Below are 16,543 nucleotides of genomic sequence, written 5' to 3'. Positions count from 1 at the left end.
CTCAAGGGCTCGCTTGCACTTCTTGACGTCTCGCGCCGTACTTGACGTCTCACCGAGGGTCAGCGGATGGCGAGCTCGGGCTCGCCGGTCGGGCTGGGCGAGGTCTTCTGGACGGTGAGCAGGAACTCGGCGTTCGACGTCGTCTCCCGCAGCTTGCCCAGGAGCAGGTCGATGGCCTGCTGCTGGTCCAGCGCGCCCATGACGCGGCGCAGCTTCCAGACGATCTTCAGCTCCTCCGGCGCCATGAGCAGCTCCTCGCGGCGGGTGCCGGAGGCGTTGATGTCCACGGCGGGGAAGATCCGCTTGTCCGCCAGCTGGCGGGACAGGCGCAGCTCCATGTTGCCCGTGCCCTTGAACTCCTCGAAGATCACCTCGTCCATCTTCGAGCCGGTCTCGACCAGCGCCGAGGCGAGGATCGTCAGCGAGCCGCCGTGCTCGATGTTGCGCGCGGCGCCGAAGAACTTCTTCGGCGGGTACAGCGCCGAGGCGTCCACGCCGCCGGAGAGGATGCGCCCGGACGCGGGGGCCGCGAGGTTGTAGGCGCGCGAGAGGCGGGTCAGGGAGTCGAGCAGCACGACGACGTCCTGGCCCAGCTCGACCAGGCGCTTGGCCCGCTCGATGGCCAGCTCGGCGACGATGGTGTGGTCGGAGGCGGGGCGGTCGAAGGTCGAGGCGATGACCTCGCCCTTGACCATCCGCTGCATGTCCGTGACCTCCTCGGGACGCTCGTCCACGAGGACCACCATGAGGTGGACGTTGGGGTTGTTCACGGCGATCGCGTTGGCGATCTGCTGCATGATGATCGTCTTGCCGGCCTTGGGCGGGGCCACGATGAGGCCGCGCTGGCCCTTGCCGATGGGGGCGACGAGGTCGATGACGCGCGGCGTGATGGCCTTGGGCGTGGTCTCCAGCCGCAGCTGCTCCTGCGGGTAGAGCGGGGTGAGCTTGTTGAACTCCGGGCGCTGGCGCGCCTTGTCCACGCTCATGCCGTTGACGGCGTCGAGGCGCACCAGGGCGTTGAACTTCTGGCGCTTGTTCTCGCCCTCGCCCTCGTGGGGCTGGCGCACGGCGCCGGTGATGGCGTCGCCGCGGCGCAGGCCGTTGCGCTTGACCTGGCCCAGGGTGACGTAGACGTCGTTCGGTCCGGGCAGGTAGCCCGAGGTCCGCACGAACGCGTAGTTGTCGAGGATGTCGAGGATGCCGGCGACGGGCAGCAGGACGTCGTCCTCGCCGACCTCCACCGGCTCGTCGAAGGCGAAGTCGCCGGGCCGGCCGGTGCGGCGCTTGCGGTCGCGCCCGCGGTCGCGGTTGCGGCGGCGGCTGCGCGCGCCGCGGTCGTCCTCGGCGTCGTCGCGCCGGGGCCGCTGCTGGCCGTGCGGGTGCTGGCCGTCGTGCTCGTGCTCGGTCGCCCGGCGCCGCGCGGCGGCCTCGCCGAGCGCGTCGAGGGTGAGCAGCGGCTCCTCGGCGGCGCCGCCGTTCTTCGCGGCGGCCTGGGCGGCCAGCTCGCGCTTGAGCGCCTCCTTGGCGTCGTCGTGCGACTCCGGCGTGGCCGTCGGCGCGGTGGCCCGGCGCGAGCCGCGGCGCGCGCGGGGGGCGTGCTCGCCCAGGCCGAGGTCGAGGCCCTCGGTGCGGGCGGACGTCTCGGCGGACGTGGCCGGGGCCTCGGCGGGAGCCTGCTGGGCGGCGGTGCTCGCGGCGGGGGCGCTCTCGGCGCCGTCGGTGGCGGCGGGCGCCTGGGCGGGGGCGACGGCGCGACGGGCGCGCGTGGCGCGCTGCGCGGGGGCCTTCGCGGCGGGGGCCGTGTCCTCGCCGGCCTGCTGCGCGGGAGCCTTCTCGGCCGACTCCGCGGCCGGCGTCTTCTCGGTCTTGTCGGCCTTGGCGGACTTCTCGGCGGAGGCAGCGCCCTCGCCACGGCGCTCACGGATGGCGGCGATGAGATCGCTCTTGCGCATCTTCGTGGTGCCCTTGAGACCCATCTCGCTGGCCAGCGCCTGCAGCTCGGGCAGGCGCATGGTGGTCAGCGAGCCCCCTCGCCCGGAACGGCTGGCGCTCTGGGGGGCTTCGACAGTGTCGGTCACGAGGTTCCTTCCCTCGGTAGATGTCCGGCCGCTGATGCGGGGGGACGTCGTCTGGGTCCAGCCAGAAGGCTGGGAGTGTCGGGGGGCCGCTCCGGCGCGCAGCACAATCGCTTCGTGCGGCGGTTCGCGGCGATGCTCCGTCTGTACGACGACGTGGTAGACGCACCCAGGTGCGCGGAAGACGTCCGCAGGGAGTCGGTGCGCCTCCATGTTATCAGCAGCGGCGCCGATGGTGAGGTTTTTCGCGGCAACCGTGCGCCAGGTCTCCTTCCCCTCCGGCGGGGCAGGTGCGGGCGAGGTCGCCCCTCCAGGATCCCAGGTCGGCGCGCCCGCTGTCGAGGGCCGCGGCCCTCAGTACAGGTACGCCCCGGTACGCGCGATCCCCGGGCGCAGCACCCGCCAGCCGTGGCTCGTCAGCGCCTGGGCGGTGCGGTCGTCGAGGTCGTCGAGGACGAGCACGCTCGGCCCCGCCCCGGAGACGACGGCGGGCCAGCCGGCATCGCGCAGCGCGCGCACCGCCTCGGTGGTCCCACGCATGGCGTCGGCGCGGTAGTGCTGGTGCAGCCGGTCCTGGGTGGCGGCCATGAGCAGCTCGCGCCGCCCGCCCAGGGCGAGGACCAGCAGGGCCGTGCGGGCGACGTTGAACGCGGCGTCGCGGTGCGGCACCTCGCCGGGCAGCACCGCCCGCGCGGTGTGCGTGAGCAGCTGGTCGGCCGGCACGAGCACGGTCGGGGTGAAGGCGTCGTCGAGCGGGATCGCGGCGGCGTGCGGGCCGTCGGCGTCGACCCAGGCGGCGGTGGCCCCGCCGAACAGCGCCGGCGCGGCGTTGTCCGGGTGCCCCTCGATCTGCGTGGCCAGGGCGAGGACGGCGTCGTCGTCGAGCGCCGCGGGCTCGGAGACCAGGCCGCGCGCGGCCACGAGGCCGGCGACCACGGCGGCCGCGGAGGAGCCCATGCCGCGCCCGTGCGGGATGGCGTTGTGGCAGACGAGCTCGAGGCCGGCCTGCGGGGCGCCGGCGTGCTCGAGCCCGGTGCGCAGGGCGCGCACGACGAGGTGGGCCTCGTCGTCGGGCAGCTGCCCGGCCCCCTCCCCCGTCACCCGCACCGTGGTCTCCCCGGCGACGGCGCGCACGGAGACCTCGTCCCACACGCCCAGCGCCAGTCCGAGGGTGTCGAAGCCGGGGCCGAGGTTGGCCGAGGTGGCCGGCACCCGCACCCGGACCAGGTCGCGCACGAGCCGCATGCGTCCCGCCCGCGGCCTAGAGGGCCAGGGCCGCGACGGCGGCCTCGAGGGTGGGCGCGATGACGCGCGGCTCGACGCGGGTCTCCCCCAGCGCCGTCGCCGTGTCCTTCAGGCCGTTGCCGGTGACGGTGCACACGATCCGGGCGCCGGCGGGCACCTGGCCCAGCTCGGCGGCCTGCAGCAGCCCGGCGACCGAGGCCGCGGACGCCGGCTCGACGAACACGCCGACCTCGGCGGCCAGCAGCGCCTGGGCGTCGAGGATCTGCGCGTCGGAGACGGCGTCGATGCGGCCGCCGGAGTCGTCGCGGGCGGCGGCGGCGTAGGCCCACGAGGCGGGGTTGCCGATGCGGATGGCGGTGGCGACGGTCTCGGGGTGCTCCACCGGGGCGCCCTTGACGAAGGGGGCCGCGCCCTCGGCCTGCACGCCCCACATCTGCGGGGTGCGGGTGGCCACGGCGGGGAGGCGCGTCGCGACGTCGTCGACGGACGCGGCGGTGGTGCGCCCGGCGTACTCGTTGTAGCCCATCCAGTACGCCGAGATGTTCCCGGCGTTGCCCACCGGCAGGACGTGGATGTCCGGGGCGTCGCCCAGGGCGTCGACCACCTCGAAGGCGGCGGTCTTCTGCCCCTGCAGCCGGTAGGGGTTGACCGAGTTCACCAGCGCCACCGGGTAGGTCTCGGCGAGCTCGCGCACGATGCGCAGGCAGTCGTCGAAGTTGCCGTCCACCGCCACGAGGGTGGCGCCGTGGACGATGGCCTGGGCGAGCTTGCCCGCGGCGATCTTGCCCGCGGGCAGCACGACGGCGCAGCCCAGCCCGGCGCGCACGGCGTAGGCGGCGGCGGAGGCCGAGGTGTTCCCGGTCGAGGCGCAGACGACCATCTTGGTGTCGGTGGCGGCGACCTTGGACATCGCCATGGTCATGCCGCGGTCCTTGAAGGAGCCGGTGGGGTTGGCCCCCTCGACCTTGACGTACACCTCCGCGCCGGTGCGCCCGCTCAGCGCGGGGGCGGCGACCAGCGGGGTGCCGCCCTCGCCCAGGGTGACGACGGGGTCGCCGTCGCCGATCGGCAGCCGCTCGCGGTACTCCTCGATCAGACCGCGCCACTGGTGGGCCATCAGACTCCCTCGACTCTCATCACCGAGACGACCTCGTGCACGCGCGGGTCCTCGGACAGCTCGGCCACGGTCCGCGCCAGCGCCGCCTCGGTGGACCGGTGGCTGGTGATGGTCACTCGCGCGTCGTTCTCGTCGGCGCCGGTCTGGCGCACGCTCTCGATCGAGACGCCGTTGCGGCCGTAGATACCCGCGACGGCGGAGAGCGTGCCGGGCTGGTCGACCAGCCGGATCTCCACCTGGGTGCGGGCGGGGGTGTGCTCGGGGTCGAGCAGGGGCAGCGCGGCGTAGGTGGACTCGCGCGGGGCGTTGCCGCCGTGGACCTTGTGGCTGGCCGCGGCGACGAGGTCGCCGAGCACCGCCGACGCCGTCGGCGCCCCGCCGGCGCCCTGACCGTAGAACATCAGCCGGCCGGCGGCCTCGGCCTCGACGAGGACGGCGTTGAACGCCCCGTGCACGGCGGCGAGGGGGTGCGTGGCCGGGACCAGCGCGGGGTGGACGCGCACGCTGATGCCGCGGGTGCCGTTGTCGGTGACGCGCCGGGCCACGGCGAGCAGCTTGATGACCATCCCGGCCTGGCGGGCCTCGGCCATGTCCTCGGCGGTGACGTCGCGGATGCCGGTGACCGGCACGTCCTCGATGGCCACGCGGGTGTGGAAGGCGAGGGAGGCGAGGATGGCCGCCTTGGCGGCGGCGTCGTGCCCGTCGACGTCGGCGGTGGGGTCCGCCTCGGCGTAGCCGAGCGCCTGCGCCTCGGCCAGCGCCTCGTCGAAGGTCAGGCCCTTGGTGGCCATCTCGTCGAGGATGAAGTTCGTGGTGCCGTTGACGATGCCGAGCACCGCGTTGACGTTGTCCCCGGCGAGGGACTCGCGCAGCCCGTAGACCACCGGCACCGCGCCGGCCACGGCCGCCTCGTAGTACAGGTCGGCGCCGCTGCGCTTGGCGGCGCCGTGCACCTCGGGGCCGTGCGCGGCCAGCAGGGCCTTGTTGCCGGTGACGACCGAGGCACCGTTGTCCAGGGCGGCGAGGACGAGGTGGCGCACCGTCCCGGTGCCGCCGATGAGCTCGATGACGACGTCGGCCGAGCGCACCAGCGTCTCGGCGTCGTCGGTGAGCAGCTCGCGCGGCACCCACGGGGCGCGCTCGGCGGCGGTGTCGCGCACCGCGATCCCGACGAGCTCGAGCCGGGCGCCGGCGCGGGCGGCGAGGTCGTCGGCGTGCTCGTGCAGCAGGCGCACGACCTGCGAGCCGACCGTGCCGCAGCCCAGCAGGGCGACGCGCACGACGCGTGAGTCGGTGGAAGTGCTCACCGGGTCGTCCTCTCCTTCCCCGCGCCACCGGACGGCGCGGCCCCGATGGGGGTCCCGCCCAGGATAGGGGCGGGCGGGCGGGGGCCCCGACGGTGTCCACGGACCGTCGGCGCCGCGTTCCCGCTCGTCACGGTCAGCCCTCGTCGAGGGCGAGCAGGTCCTCGATCGTCTCGCGTCGCACGAGCACCCGCGCGGCGCCGTCGCGCACGGCGAGGACCGGCGGGCGGGGCACGAGGTTGTAGTTGCTGGCCATCGAGCGGCCGTAGGCGCCGGTGGCCGGGACGGCGAGCAGGTCGCCGTCGTGCACGTCGCCGGGCAGGGCGACGCCGTGGACGACGATGTCGCCGCTCTCGCAGTGCTTGCCCACCACCCGGGCGCGGACCGGCTCGGCGTCGGAGGCGCGCGAGGCCAGCGCCGCGGTGTACTCGGCCTCGTACAGCGCCGGGCGGATGTTGTCGCTCATCCCGCCGTCGACGCTGACGTAGGTGCGCCGGCCGCCGTCGTCGAGAGCGACGTCCTTGACGGTGCCCACCGTGTACAGGGTCAGGGTGGAGGGGCCGACGATCGAGCGGCCCGGCTCCACCGAGATGCGCGGCACCGGGGTGCCGAGCTCGGCGCAGGTCCGGCGCACGACGTCGGCGAGGGTGGTGGCGATCTGCGCCGGGGTGGGCGCGGGGCCCTCGTGGCCGGTGTAGGCGATGCCGTACCCGCCGCCGAGGTCCACCTCGGGCATGAGGTGGCCGGTCTGCGCCGCGACCTCGGCGCGCAGGCCCAGCACCGCGCGGGCGGCCACCTCGAAGCCGGCCAGGTCGAGGATCTGCGAGCCGATGTGCGAGTGCAGGCCGATCAGGTCCAGCCCGGGACGGGCGAGGATCTCGTCGACGGCCTTGCGCGCGGCGCCGGAGGTCAGCGACAGGCCGAACTTCTGGTCCTCGTGGGCGGTGGCGATGAACTGGTGCCCGCCGGCGTGCACGCCGGTGGTCACCCGCACCATGACCGGGGCGACGACGCCGAGGCGCTCGGCGACGGCGGCCACCCGCTCGATCTCGGGCAGGGAGTCGACGACGACGCGGCCCACCCCGTGCTCGAGGGCGGTGGTCAGCTCCGCGTCGGACTTGTTGTTCCCGTGCAGGCCGATGGCCTCTCCCGGCACGCCGGCGCGCAGGGCGACGGCGAGCTCGCCGCCGGTGGCGGTGTCGACCCGCAGGCCCTCCTCGTGCACCCAGCGGGCGACGGCGACGGACAGGAACGCCTTGCCGGCGTAGTAGACGTCCGCCCCGGCCAGGCCGGCCTCGGGCGCGAACGCCTCGGCGAAGGCGGTGGCGTAGGCGCGGGCCCGCGTGCGCAGGTCCGCCTCGTCGACGACGTAGGCCGGGGTGCCGTGCTCGCGGGCGAGGTCGCGCACGTCCAGGCCGGCCACGCGCAGCGCGCCGTCATCTCCGCGGCCGGTGCCGGTGGACCACACGCCGGTGGGCGTGCCGTCCGGCTCGGGCGCGGGCAGCGCGGGCGCCTCGACCGCCTCGGCCTGGGCGGGGTGCTGGTCGTGGGGCACGTCGGCCCGGTGCCGGCTCACATCCGCTCCGGGGCGGAGACGCCGAGCAGGTCGAGACCGTTGGCGATGACCTGGGTGACGGCGTCGTTGAGCATGAGGCGGGCGCGGTGGGAGGCCTCCACCGGGTCCTCCCCCCGGGGGGTGACGCGGCACTGGCCGTACCAGGTGTGGTAGGCCGCGGCGAGCTCCTCGAGGTAGCGGGCCACCCGGTGCGGCTCGCGCAGCCGGGCGGCGCGGGCGACGACGTCGGGGAAGCGGCTGAGCTCGCCGAGCAGCTCGCCGTCGGCGGGGTGGTCGAGCGCGGCGGGGTCGAAGTCGTCGCGGGTCACGCCGTGCGCCTCGGCGTTGCGGGCGACGTTGCGGGTGCGGGCGTGGGCGTACTGGACGTAGTAGACGGGGTTGTCGAGGTTGTGCTCGCGCAGCTTCTCGGCGTCCAGGGTCAGCGGGGAGTCCGCGGGGTAGCGGGCGAGGGTGTAGCGCACCGGGTCGGTGCCGATGCGGTCGATGAGGTCGCGCAGCTCGATGATGTTGCCGGCCCGCTTGGACTGGCGGACCCCGGCCACGGAGACGAGCTGGCCGATGAGGATCTCGATGTTGCGCTCGGGGTCGTCCCCGGCGCAGGCGACGATGGCCTTGAGCCGGCCCACGTACCCGTGGTGGTCGGCGCCGAGGAGGTAGATCTTCTCGGGGAAGTCGCGGTCCTTCTTCGACAGGTAGTAGGCGGCGTCGGCGGCGAAGTAGGTCGGGGTGCCGTCGGCGCGGATGAGCACCCGGTCCTTGTCGTCGCCGAAGTCGGTGGTGCGCAGCCACACGGCGCCGTCGGCGTCGTAGACGTGGCCCTGCTCGCGCAGCCGGGCCACCGCCTGGGCCACGGCGCCGCCGTCGTGCAGCGCACGCTCGGAGAAGTAGACGTCGAAGTGGACGTTGAAGTCGGCGAGGGTCTGCTCGATCTCGGCCATCTGGAGGCGGTAGCCGGCCTCACGGGCGACGTCGAGCGCCTCCTCGGGGGGCAGCTCGGGCAGGTCCGGGTGCTGGGCGAGGACCTGCTGGGCCAGCTCGGCGATGTACTCGCCCTGGTAGCCGCCCTCGGGCACCTCCTGGCCGGTGGCCCGGGCGAGGATCGAGGCGCCGAACTTGTCCATCTGCGACCCGGCGTCGTTGATGTAGTACTCCGGGGTGACCGCGGCGCCCGAGGCGCGCAGCAGCCTCACGAGGTCGTCGCCCAGGGCCGCCCACCGGGTGTGGCCGATGTGGAGCGGGCCGGTGGGGTTGGCCGAGACGAACTCGAGGTTGACGACGTGCCCGGCGAGGGCGTCGTTGCGCCCGTAGGCGCTGCCGGCCTCGACGACGGCGCGGGCCAGGTCGCCCGCGGCGCCGGCCTCGAGGCGGATGTTGAGGAAGCCCGGCCCGGCGACCTCGGCGGCGGCGATGCCGTCGGAGCCGGTCAGGCGCGCGGCGAGCAGCTCGGCGAGCGCGCGGGGGTTGGTCCCGGCCTTCTTGGCCAGCTGCATGGCGATGTTGGTGGCCCAGTCGCCGTGCTCGCGCTGGCGGGGCCGCTCGACCTTGGGCTCGGGGACGTCCTCGACGGCGAGGGCGACGTCGCCGGCGGCGGCGGCGTCCACGAGGACGGCACGGATCTGGGACGCGAGCTCAGCGGGGGTCACCTGGCACAGGGTAGTCGCAGGCCAGGGGGCGACGCGGACCGCGCGGAGGGCCTCCGGTGCGGCGCTGGTCACACGCGTGGCCGCGGGCGGCGCCCGGTCAGATGAGCATGTTGCGGTAGACGCTCTGCACGGCGTCGGCCGGCCCGGAGAGGGTGAGCACGACGCCGTCGTCGGTGCGCCACACGATCGTGGTGGTCTTGCCGTCGCCCTCCACGAAGTACCAGTAGTGGCCGGTGTTGTTGGCGTACACCGACCCCTCGCCCTGCAGGGCCGCCCCGCCGGACTCGAGCTTGCCGGCCAGCTGCTCGCTGTAGGTGTCCTGCCCCTGGATGGTGTCGAAGGCGGCGGCGGTGACGGCGACGTCGGTGGCGCCGTCGGAGTAGGTGCCCTTGAAGGCCTCGCGGGCGCCGGCGGCGACGGCGTCGGGGTCGGCGGCCCAGCCCTCGGCGGTGAGCTTGTAGCTCGTGTTCGCCACGGCGGTGTCCAGCCGCGGCTCGAGCGGGTCGGTGCTCACGGTGCGCTGGTCGGGGGTGGGGCTGGCGGTCGGCGTGGCGGTGGCCGAGGGGGTCGCCTGGGGAGGCTGCTCCCTGTCCCGGAGGAAGAGATAGGCCGCGAGTGCGGCGAAGATCACGACCACGGCGATGAGCACCACGGGGACCACCCAGCCGCGCCGCCGCGGGGGCTTGTCGCCCTCGGTGACCGGCACGCCGGACTGCCCGGGGGGCGGCGTGAGCGGGGAGCTCGGGTCCGGCCCGCCCGCGCCCTGCGGCGGATTCTGGCTCATCGCTCCTCCTCCTCGCGCGGCCCGGGCGCGCACCGGCGCCGGCCTCCCGGCAGGCGTCCGGCCCCAGGCTAGGGCGCCGGGCCGGGCGCTGTCGCCCCGCCGGGCGGATGTGAAACGCGCGCCCGGCGGCTGGTAACATCGCAGAGCGCGATCACGCCGCGCCCCTTTAGCTCAGTGGATAGAGCGTCTGCCTCCGGAGCAGAAGGTCGCTGGTTCGAATCCAGTAGGGGGCACGAGCAGAGCCCTCGTCCCGGTCGGGACGAGGGCTCTTCTGCTTCTGTGGCAACTGGTTCTCTGGCGCCGCCCGCCGGCGGCGTCTGTTCCCATGGCGCCAGCACCGGCCGCCGGCTGCTTCTGGCCACCTGCTGCGGTGGGCCCGGGCGGCTGGCCCGGGCCAGCGCGCTCAGGCTCCCAGCCGCTCCCCGGCGTCCAGCGCCCGGGCCACCGGTGCCGGCACGGTGGCGAGGAAGCGGGCGACGCCGGCCTCGACGTCGACCGGGTCGTCGTGCTCGAGCAGCGCCTCGACGACGCCGTAGAACCCGTAGCCGAGCACCCGGGACAGCTCGGGCACGTCGACCTCCGCGGCCGCCCCGGCGTCACGCAGGAACCGGTCGGTGCGGAGCCGGAACTGCCACGCCACGGCGCGCATGAGCGCCGCGTCACCGCCGCTGCCGACGAGGCGGGCGTAGAGGCGCCGGTTGTCCGCGACGTGCTCGAGCACGGCCTCGAGCCAGTCGCGGTAAGTCAGCGCGCCGTCGTCGGACCGGCGCGGGCCCACCACGCGGCGGCCGAGGTCCTGGACGACGGTGGCGGCGAGGTCCGCGACGGTCTCGAAGTGCTTGTAGAACGTGGTGCGGTGGATGCCGGCCACGCGGCACAGCTGGGAGACGGTGATCTGGCTCAGCGGCTCCTCCTCGAGCAGCGTCGCCAGCGCATGGCGCAACGCGGCGAGCGTCCGCCGGGTCCGGGGGTCCATACGCCTGTCGTCCAGTGTCATGTCAGTATTCTGCCGCCAGTTTTGGGGGAGGGTGTCCGCCGGAGCATATCGGGCGGTCGTGTCCGCCCCGGTCAGTGCCATGCGCCGCGCCCGTCGAGGACGTCGCGCAGCACGCGGGGCCGGTCGGTGATGAGGCCGTCCACGCCCAGGTCGAGGAGGCGGACCATCTCGGCGGGCTCGTCGACGGTCCACACGTGCACCGCCAGGCCGCGGCGGTGGGCCGCCTGGACGAAGCGGGGCGTGACGACGGGCACGCCTCGGTAGCTCGGCGGCACCTGGACGCAGGCGGCGGGCGGGACGGGCGCCAGCCGGCCCACCCGGGCCGCGGCGAGGAGCCGGCCGACGCCGCGCCGGCCGAGACTCCTGGCCACCCCGGGCAGCCGGGCTCCGAGCCGGGCGAGGCGGGCGTCGGAGAAGGAGGCCAGCCCGACCCGGTCCTGGGCGCCGGTGCGCTCGATCGCGGCCACCAGCGGGTCGACCACGCGGTCGTCCTTGGCGTCGATGTTCACGCGCAGCGTCGGGTAGTCGCCGAGCAGCTCGTCCAGGCGCAGGGGGCGCTCCCCCGAGGCGTCGCGCAGCTCGGCCAGCCGGGCCCACGTCAGCTCGTCGACCCGGCCGGTGCCGTCGGTGGTGCGGTCCACGGTGGGGTCGTGGCTCAGGACGGCGACGCCGTCGGCGCTCGCGCGCACGTCCGTCTCGAGGTACCCGAGGCCCAGCGCGAGGGTGTGCTCCACCGCCGCCCGGGAGTTCTCCGGGACCTCGCGGGCGCCGCCGCGATGGGCGAAAGCGATGGGGCCGGGGCCCTCGAGATACCTGCAACTCACGGTTCTATCTTCCTCCATTGCGGGCCGGCCCGGGCGGCATTGGGACGGCCACACTCCCGGGTGCTGAACTATGTGGCCCGGGACCATCGAGCGGGCGCGGCCCCGTCCGTAGGTTTTCGCCATGATTCAGGACAATGGTGTCGACCTGCAGGGCAGGCGGGCAGTGGTCACTGGTGGCGCGAGCGGGATCGGCGCCGCCGTCGCCCGCCGCCTCGCCGCGGCCGGGGCCCAGGTCGTGGTGTGCGACCGCGACGCGGCGGGGGCGCGGGCGCTGGCCGAGGAGATCGGCGGGGAGCCGTGGGCGGTGGACCTGGCCCGGACGGAGGACCTGGCGGACCTGCGCCTGGAGGCGGACATCCTCGTCAACAACGCGGGGGTCCAGCACGTCGCCCCGGTGCACGAGTTCCCGCCCGAGCGCTTCGCCTTCATCCTCCGGCTCATGCTGGAGGCGCCCTTCCTCCTCACCCGGGCGGCCCTCCCCCACATGTACGAGCGCGGCTGGGGCCGCCTCGTGCACATCTCCAGCGCCCACGGGCTGCGCGCCAGCGCCTTCAAGTCGGCCTACGTCTCCGCCAAGCACGGGCTGGAGGGCCTGTCCAAGGTCCTCTCCCTCGAGGGCGCGCCGCACGGGGTGACGAGCAACTGCGTCAACCCCGGGTACGTGCGCACCCCGCTGGTCGAGCAGCAGGTCAGCGACCAGGCCCGGGTCCACGGCATCTCCGAGGAGGAGGTGCTCAGCACGGTCATGCTGCAGAAGTCCGCGATCAAGCGCCTGCTGGAGCCGGAGGAGGTGGCCGCCGCCGTCGCCTACCTGTGCTCGCCCGACGCGGCGTTCGTCACCGGCACCAACCTCGTGCTCGACGGCGGCTGGTCGGCACACTAGATGGCACCGGGCAGCGCGCCGGCCGGGGGCGGGGCCGGCCGGCGGCACGCGGACGACGCCGGCCGCCGGCACGGGGACGACGCCGGACGACGGCCCGACGGCCCCCGCCCGGGGCCGCTGCCCTCGCCCCGCCCGCCGCGGGCCGGGGCGCGCGGCGCGCCGCTGCCCACCAGCCGCGCCCGTTCCACGCCGGGTTCGGCCACAATGTGGCCCGTGGCCACACTGGAGTACCTCGAGCTGTTGGCGCGCGACGCCGCCCCGGTCGAGTTCGAGGGGCCGGTGCTGGCGGCGCGCGCGGCGGGCGCCGACCCCGCGACCCTCGCCGAGGTCGAGCGGGCCAAGGTGCTCGCGCTGCAGGTGCGCGGGGTGCTCGAGAGCCGCCGACGCCGCGAGAGCGAGCTGGCCGCGCTGTACGAGACGGCCGCCGCGCTGGCCGCCCTCAGCGACGTCGACGAGGTGCTCGAGGCGATCGTGCACCGGGTGCGGCTGCTGCTGCACAGCGACGTCGCCTACCTCTCCCTCAACGACGAGGAGGCCGGGGACACCTACATGCGGGTGACCGACGGCGCGACGTCGGCTCTCTTCCGCGCGGTGCGCCTGCCGCTCGGCGCCGGCCTGGGCGGCCTGGTGGCCCAGACCGCGACCCCCTACGCCACCGCGAGCTACTTCGAGGACGCCCGGTTCGACCACACCAGCGGCATCGACGACGCGGTCGCCGACGAGGGCCTGACCTCCATCGTCGGGGTGCCGCTGCTGCTGGGCCGGCGGGTCATCGGCGTCCTCTACGCCGCCAACCGCACCGTGCGTCCGTTCGGCCGCGACGACATCGCCCTGCTCGTCTCCTTCGCCGCCCACGCGGCCATCGCCATCGACAACGCCCGCCTGCTCGCCGAGACCCAGCAGGCGCTGCACGACCTGCGCGTGGCCGGCGAGCTGCTCCAGGCGCGCACCCTCAGCGTGGAGCGGGCCGCCGACGCCCACGACCGCCTCACCGCGCTGGTCCTCCAGGGCGGCGACGTCGACGACGTCGCCCGCGAGCTGCGCGCCGTCCTCGGCGGCGAGGTCCGCATGGTCGACCCCGCCGGGCACGTGCTGGCCTGCACCGATCCCGGCGCCCCGGAGCCGGACGGCGAGGCGGCGCTGCTCGCCGGCATCTCCCCCACCAGCCGGACCACCCTGGCCCCCGGCCTGTGCGCCGCGCCCGTGGCCGCCGGCGCGGACCACCTCGGCACCCTGGTGCTGCGCCGCGAGGAGCCCCTCGACGAGGCCGACCGGCGCATCCTCGAGCGCGCGGCCCTCGTCACCGCCCTGCTGCTGCTCTTCCGGCGCAGCCTCGCCGAGACGGAGGGCCGGCTGCGCGGCGAGCTGCTCCTCGACGTCCTCGCCGAGGACGAGCGCGACCCCAAGGTGCTGCGCGAGCGGGCCCGCCTCGTCGGCGCGGACCTCGACGCCCCGCACGCCGTCGTCGTCGCCGAGCTCGCCGGGGACCGCACCCGGGCGGCGCAGGCGGCCGAGTTCCTCGCCTCGCGCCACCACGGGCTCTCGGCCGTCCACCAGGGCCGGCTCGTGCTCGTCCTGCCCGGGCTGGAGCCGCGCGCCGCCGCCCGGCTGGCCGGGGAGGAGGTCGGGCACGCCGTCGGGCGCCGGCTCACCGCCGGCGCCGCCGGCCCGGCCGTGGGCACCACCGCCATCACCGCCGCGCACGCCGAGGCGGCCCGGTGCCTGGCCACGCTGCTGGCGCTGGGGCGCACCGGCGACGTGGCCGAGGCCGGCGATCTCGGCTTCGTCGGGCTGCTGCTCGGCGAGCGCCGCGACGTCGGGGCCTACGTGCGCTCGGTGCTGGGGCCGGTGCTCGACTACGACGCCGAGCGCGGCACCGCGCTGGTGCGCACCCTGCAGACCTACTTCGCCCAGGGCTCGAACCTCAGCCGCACGGGCGCGGCCCTGCACGTCCACGCCAACACCGTGACCCAGCGCCTCGACCGGGTCACCCAGCTCCTCGGCGCCGGGTGGAACGGGCCCGAGCGCCTCCTCGAGGTGCAGCTGGCGCTGCGGCTGGCGGGCCTGCTGCGCCCCTGACGTCGCGCGAGCGCTACCCATCCCCGCGAGCGCTACCGATCCTCGCGCCCACGGCACCACGCGCGCGGGCCCGGGACCTCTCGGTCCCGGGCCCGCTCCCCCACTTTCCCCTACCCCGGCCGACGCCGACGCCGACGCCGACGCACCAGCTCCCCCGCTACTGCCGCTTGCGCGCCAGCAGGTGCCGCGCGGTGCCCCACACCCCGCGGCGGAAGAGCAGCACGACGACGACGAACACGGCGCCGGTGATGATGCCGATCCCCTCGAACCCGGACGAGGCGAGCTGGTCCTCGAGGGTGATGATGATCGCCGCGCCGACGACGCCGCCCCACAGCGTGCCGATCCCGCCCAGGACGGTGATGAGCACGACCTTCCCCGAGGTGGTCCAGTTGACCTCCTGCAGGGAGACGAACCCGTGGCTGATGGCGTACAGCCCGCCCGCCAGGCCGGCCAGCCCGGCGGAGATGACGAACGCGGCGACCTTGTACTTGTCGACGTCGTAGCCCAGGGCCCGGGCGCGGGGGGCGTTGTCGCGGATGGAGACGAGCACCCGGCCGAAGGGCGAGTGCACGACCCGCCAGGCGAACCACAGCCCCGCCACGATGATCGGCAGCGCCGCGTAGTAGAAGTAGAACGAGTCGGTCTCCACGGCCTCGATCCCGAAGAACGACGTGGGCACCGACTGCAGCCCGTTCTCCCCGCCGGTGATGTCGCCGCGCTTGTTGGCCAGGAAGTAGACCATCTGCGCGAAGGCCAGCGTGACCATGGCGAAGTAGATCCCCGACCGGCGCACCGACAGGTAGCCCACGGGCAGGGCGAGCGCCATGGCCGCGAGCGCGCCGGCGAGCACCGCCAGCGGGAAGGGGACGCCCACCTTGAGCGCGACGAGCCCGGTGACGTAGGCGGACCCGCCCCAGAAGGCGGCGTGGCCGAAGGAGAGCAGCCCGCCGTAGCCGAGCAGGATGTCCAGGGCGACGGCGAACAGCGCCCAGCAGGCGATGTCCATCGCCACCGGCGGGTAGATCACCCACGGCAGGGTGAGGGCGACGGCGAGGCCGACGGCGAGCAGCGCCCAGCGCTGCCACGGGCGGCGGGCGACGCGCGCCTCCGCCTCGACCGCTGACTCGGGCAGCACGGCGGACTGGGTCATGCCATCTCCTCCCGTCCGAACAGGCCGGCCGGGCGCACGAGCACCACGGCGGCCATGAGCACGAAGATCACAACCTGGGCGTACGTCGGGGCGTAGGCCTGCCCGAAGGCCTCGGCGAGCCCGACGAGGAAGCCGGCGACGACGGCGCCCACGATGGACCCGAGCCCGCCGATGACCACCACGGCGAAGAGGATGATGATGAAGTTCGACCCCATGTCCGCGGTGATGGCCCGGAAGGGGGCGGCGAGCACCCCGGCCAGGCCCGCGAGCGCGATGCCGAAGCCGAACACCGGCGTCACCCACCGGCCGACGTTGACCCCCAGGGCCTGGGCGAGCTCCGACCTTTCGGTCGAAGCCCGCACGATCATGCCGATCCGGGTGCGGGTCATGATCAGCCACACCGCCAGGCACACGAGCACCGAGAAGAGGAAGACGAACACCTGGTAGGTGGGCAGGCGGAGACTCCCGAGCAGGACCTGCCCGTTGAAGATGTCGGGCCGGGCGTAGGGCAGTCCCGAGACGCCGTACTGGCGCTTGACGAGGTCGACCAGCACCAGCGTCAGCCCGAAGGTGAGCAGGAAGTTGTACAGCGGGTCGAGCGCCAGGAGCCAGCGCACGAAGAGGCGCTCCATGAGGACCCCGAACAGGAAGAGCAGGGCCGGCACCACCAGCAGCGCCCACCAGAAGCTCAGGCCCAGCAGGTCCTGGAGGACGGCGGCGGCGATGGCGCCGAGCATGTAGCAGGCGCCGTGGGCGAAGTTCACCACGCCGAGCACGCCGAAGATGACGGCCAGCCCGAGCGCGGCAAGGGCGTAGAAGCTGCCCGCCGCGAGGCCCTGGACCGTGTACTGGAGGATCTCGTTCAT

The 16,543-nt window shown here is 74.8% G+C and carries 13 protein-coding genes and 1 tRNA gene; 3 read left to right on the top strand and 11 right to left on the bottom strand.

The genetic code is table 11. The features are described 5' to 3' along the window. Nucleotides 1–59: 59 nt before the first annotated feature. The 7 genes from rho to GD970_RS06570 all read right to left on the bottom strand — a co-directional run bounded on the left by rho (nt 60) and on the right by GD970_RS06570 (nt 9,744). Entirely contained in the window at nt 60–2,078 is a 2,019-nt protein-coding gene (rho, locus tag GD970_RS06600) for a transcription termination factor Rho (protein ID WP_226925197.1), read from the bottom strand. A 351-nt stretch (nt 2,079–2,429) separates the two neighbouring features. Next, on the bottom strand, nt 2,430–3,320 hold the full coding sequence (gene thrB, locus GD970_RS06595; RefSeq protein ID WP_152202097.1) for a homoserine kinase: 891 nt from the start codon (nt 3,318–3,320) through the stop codon (nt 2,430–2,432). A 16-nt stretch (nt 3,321–3,336) separates the two neighbouring features. Then, a complete protein-coding gene (gene thrC / locus GD970_RS06590) occupies nt 3,337–4,437 on the bottom strand; it encodes a threonine synthase (RefSeq protein WP_152202096.1) in 1,101 nt (366 codons plus the stop codon). After that, nucleotides 4,437–5,744, bottom strand: coding sequence for a homoserine dehydrogenase (locus GD970_RS06585; RefSeq protein ID WP_152202095.1), 1,308 nt, complete (start codon nt 5,742–5,744; stop codon nt 4,437–4,439). Before GD970_RS06585 ends, thrC begins: the two co-directional genes overlap by 1 nt. A gap of 133 nt (nt 5,745–5,877) precedes the next feature. After that, complete coding sequence (lysA, locus tag GD970_RS06580; RefSeq protein ID WP_193314896.1) at nt 5,878–7,245, bottom strand: diaminopimelate decarboxylase; 1,368 nt, start codon at nt 7,243–7,245, stop codon at nt 5,878–5,880. 68 nt (nt 7,246–7,313) lie between these two features. Further along, nucleotides 7,314–8,960 carry an arginine--tRNA ligase gene (argS, locus tag GD970_RS06575; protein WP_152202094.1) on the bottom strand — a complete coding sequence of 549 codons (1,647 nt, stop codon included), beginning with the start codon at nt 8,958–8,960 and terminating at the stop codon, nt 7,314–7,316. A gap of 97 nt (nt 8,961–9,057) precedes the next feature. Then, entirely contained in the window at nt 9,058–9,744 is a 687-nt protein-coding gene (locus GD970_RS06570) for a hypothetical protein (RefSeq protein WP_152202093.1), read from the bottom strand. Nucleotides 9,745–9,904: 160 nt separating this feature from the next. Between GD970_RS06570 and GD970_RS06565 the strand changes: the two genes are divergently transcribed. Beyond that, nucleotides 9,905–9,977: transfer RNA gene (locus GD970_RS06565), tRNA-Arg, on the top strand. 170 nt (nt 9,978–10,147) lie between these two features. On the opposite strand, the gene GD970_RS06560 is transcribed toward GD970_RS06565, so the two are convergent. Next, a complete protein-coding gene (locus GD970_RS06560) occupies nt 10,148–10,741 on the bottom strand; it encodes a TetR/AcrR family transcriptional regulator (RefSeq protein ID WP_152202092.1) in 594 nt (197 codons plus the stop codon). Between the two features lie 71 nt (nt 10,742–10,812). Further along, nucleotides 10,813–11,583, bottom strand: coding sequence for a glycerophosphodiester phosphodiesterase (locus tag GD970_RS06555; RefSeq protein WP_152202091.1), 771 nt, complete (start codon nt 11,581–11,583; stop codon nt 10,813–10,815). 103 nt (nt 11,584–11,686) lie between these two features. Between GD970_RS06555 and GD970_RS06550 the strand changes: the two genes are divergently transcribed. After that, a complete protein-coding gene (locus GD970_RS06550) occupies nt 11,687–12,448 on the top strand; it encodes a 3-hydroxybutyrate dehydrogenase (RefSeq protein WP_152202090.1) in 762 nt (253 codons plus the stop codon). A 204-nt stretch (nt 12,449–12,652) separates the two neighbouring features. Beyond that, entirely contained in the window at nt 12,653–14,527 is a 1,875-nt protein-coding gene (locus tag GD970_RS06545) for a helix-turn-helix domain-containing protein (RefSeq protein ID WP_152202089.1), read from the top strand. Nucleotides 14,528–14,684: 157 nt separating this feature from the next. Here GD970_RS06545 and GD970_RS06540 read toward each other — a convergent pair whose 3' ends face one another. Then, nucleotides 14,685–15,677 (bottom strand): branched-chain amino acid ABC transporter permease, encoded by a 993-nt coding sequence (locus GD970_RS06540; protein ID WP_152202088.1) that lies wholly within the window; start codon nt 15,675–15,677, stop codon nt 14,685–14,687. Continuing rightward, nucleotides 15,674–16,543: a branched-chain amino acid ABC transporter permease gene (locus GD970_RS06535; protein ID WP_152202087.1), complete on the bottom strand. Its 870-nt coding sequence runs from the start codon at nt 16,541–16,543 to the stop codon at nt 15,674–15,676. The genes GD970_RS06540 and GD970_RS06535 overlap by 4 nt, the downstream gene beginning before the upstream one ends.

The organism is Georgenia thermotolerans (genome assembly GCF_009193185.1).
Taxonomy (GTDB): domain Bacteria; phylum Actinomycetota; class Actinomycetes; order Actinomycetales; family Actinomycetaceae; genus Georgenia; species Georgenia thermotolerans.
This window is presented reverse-complemented; position numbering and strand designations above follow the sequence as displayed.

Bases quoted from the DNA above. Each gene is read 5' to 3' on its own strand.
- thrC (WP_152202096.1), bottom strand. From the start codon at position 4,437: ATGGCCCACCAGTGGCGCGGTCTGATCGAGGAGTACCGCGAGCGGCTG.
- GD970_RS06540 (WP_152202088.1), bottom strand. From the start codon at position 15,677: ATGACCCAGTCCGCCGTGCTGCCCGAGTCAGCGGTCGAGGCGGAGGCG.
- GD970_RS06570 (WP_152202093.1), bottom strand. From the start codon at position 9,744: ATGAGCCAGAATCCGCCGCAGGGCGCGGGCGGGCCGGACCCGAGCTCC.
- GD970_RS06555 (WP_152202091.1), bottom strand. From the start codon at position 11,583: ATGGAGGAAGATAGAACCGTGAGTTGCAGGTATCTCGAGGGCCCCGGC.
- GD970_RS06560 (WP_152202092.1), bottom strand. From the start codon at position 10,741: ATGACACTGGACGACAGGCGTATGGACCCCCGGACCCGGCGGACGCTC.
- GD970_RS06535 (WP_152202087.1), bottom strand. From the start codon at position 16,543: ATGAACGAGATCCTCCAGTACACGGTCCAGGGCCTCGCGGCGGGCAGC.
- thrB (WP_152202097.1), bottom strand. From the start codon at position 3,320: ATGCGGCTCGTGCGCGACCTGGTCCGGGTGCGGGTGCCGGCCACCTCG.
- GD970_RS06545 (WP_152202089.1), top strand. From the start codon at position 12,653: ATGTGGCCCGTGGCCACACTGGAGTACCTCGAGCTGTTGGCGCGCGAC.
- GD970_RS06550 (WP_152202090.1), top strand. From the start codon at position 11,687: ATGATTCAGGACAATGGTGTCGACCTGCAGGGCAGGCGGGCAGTGGTC.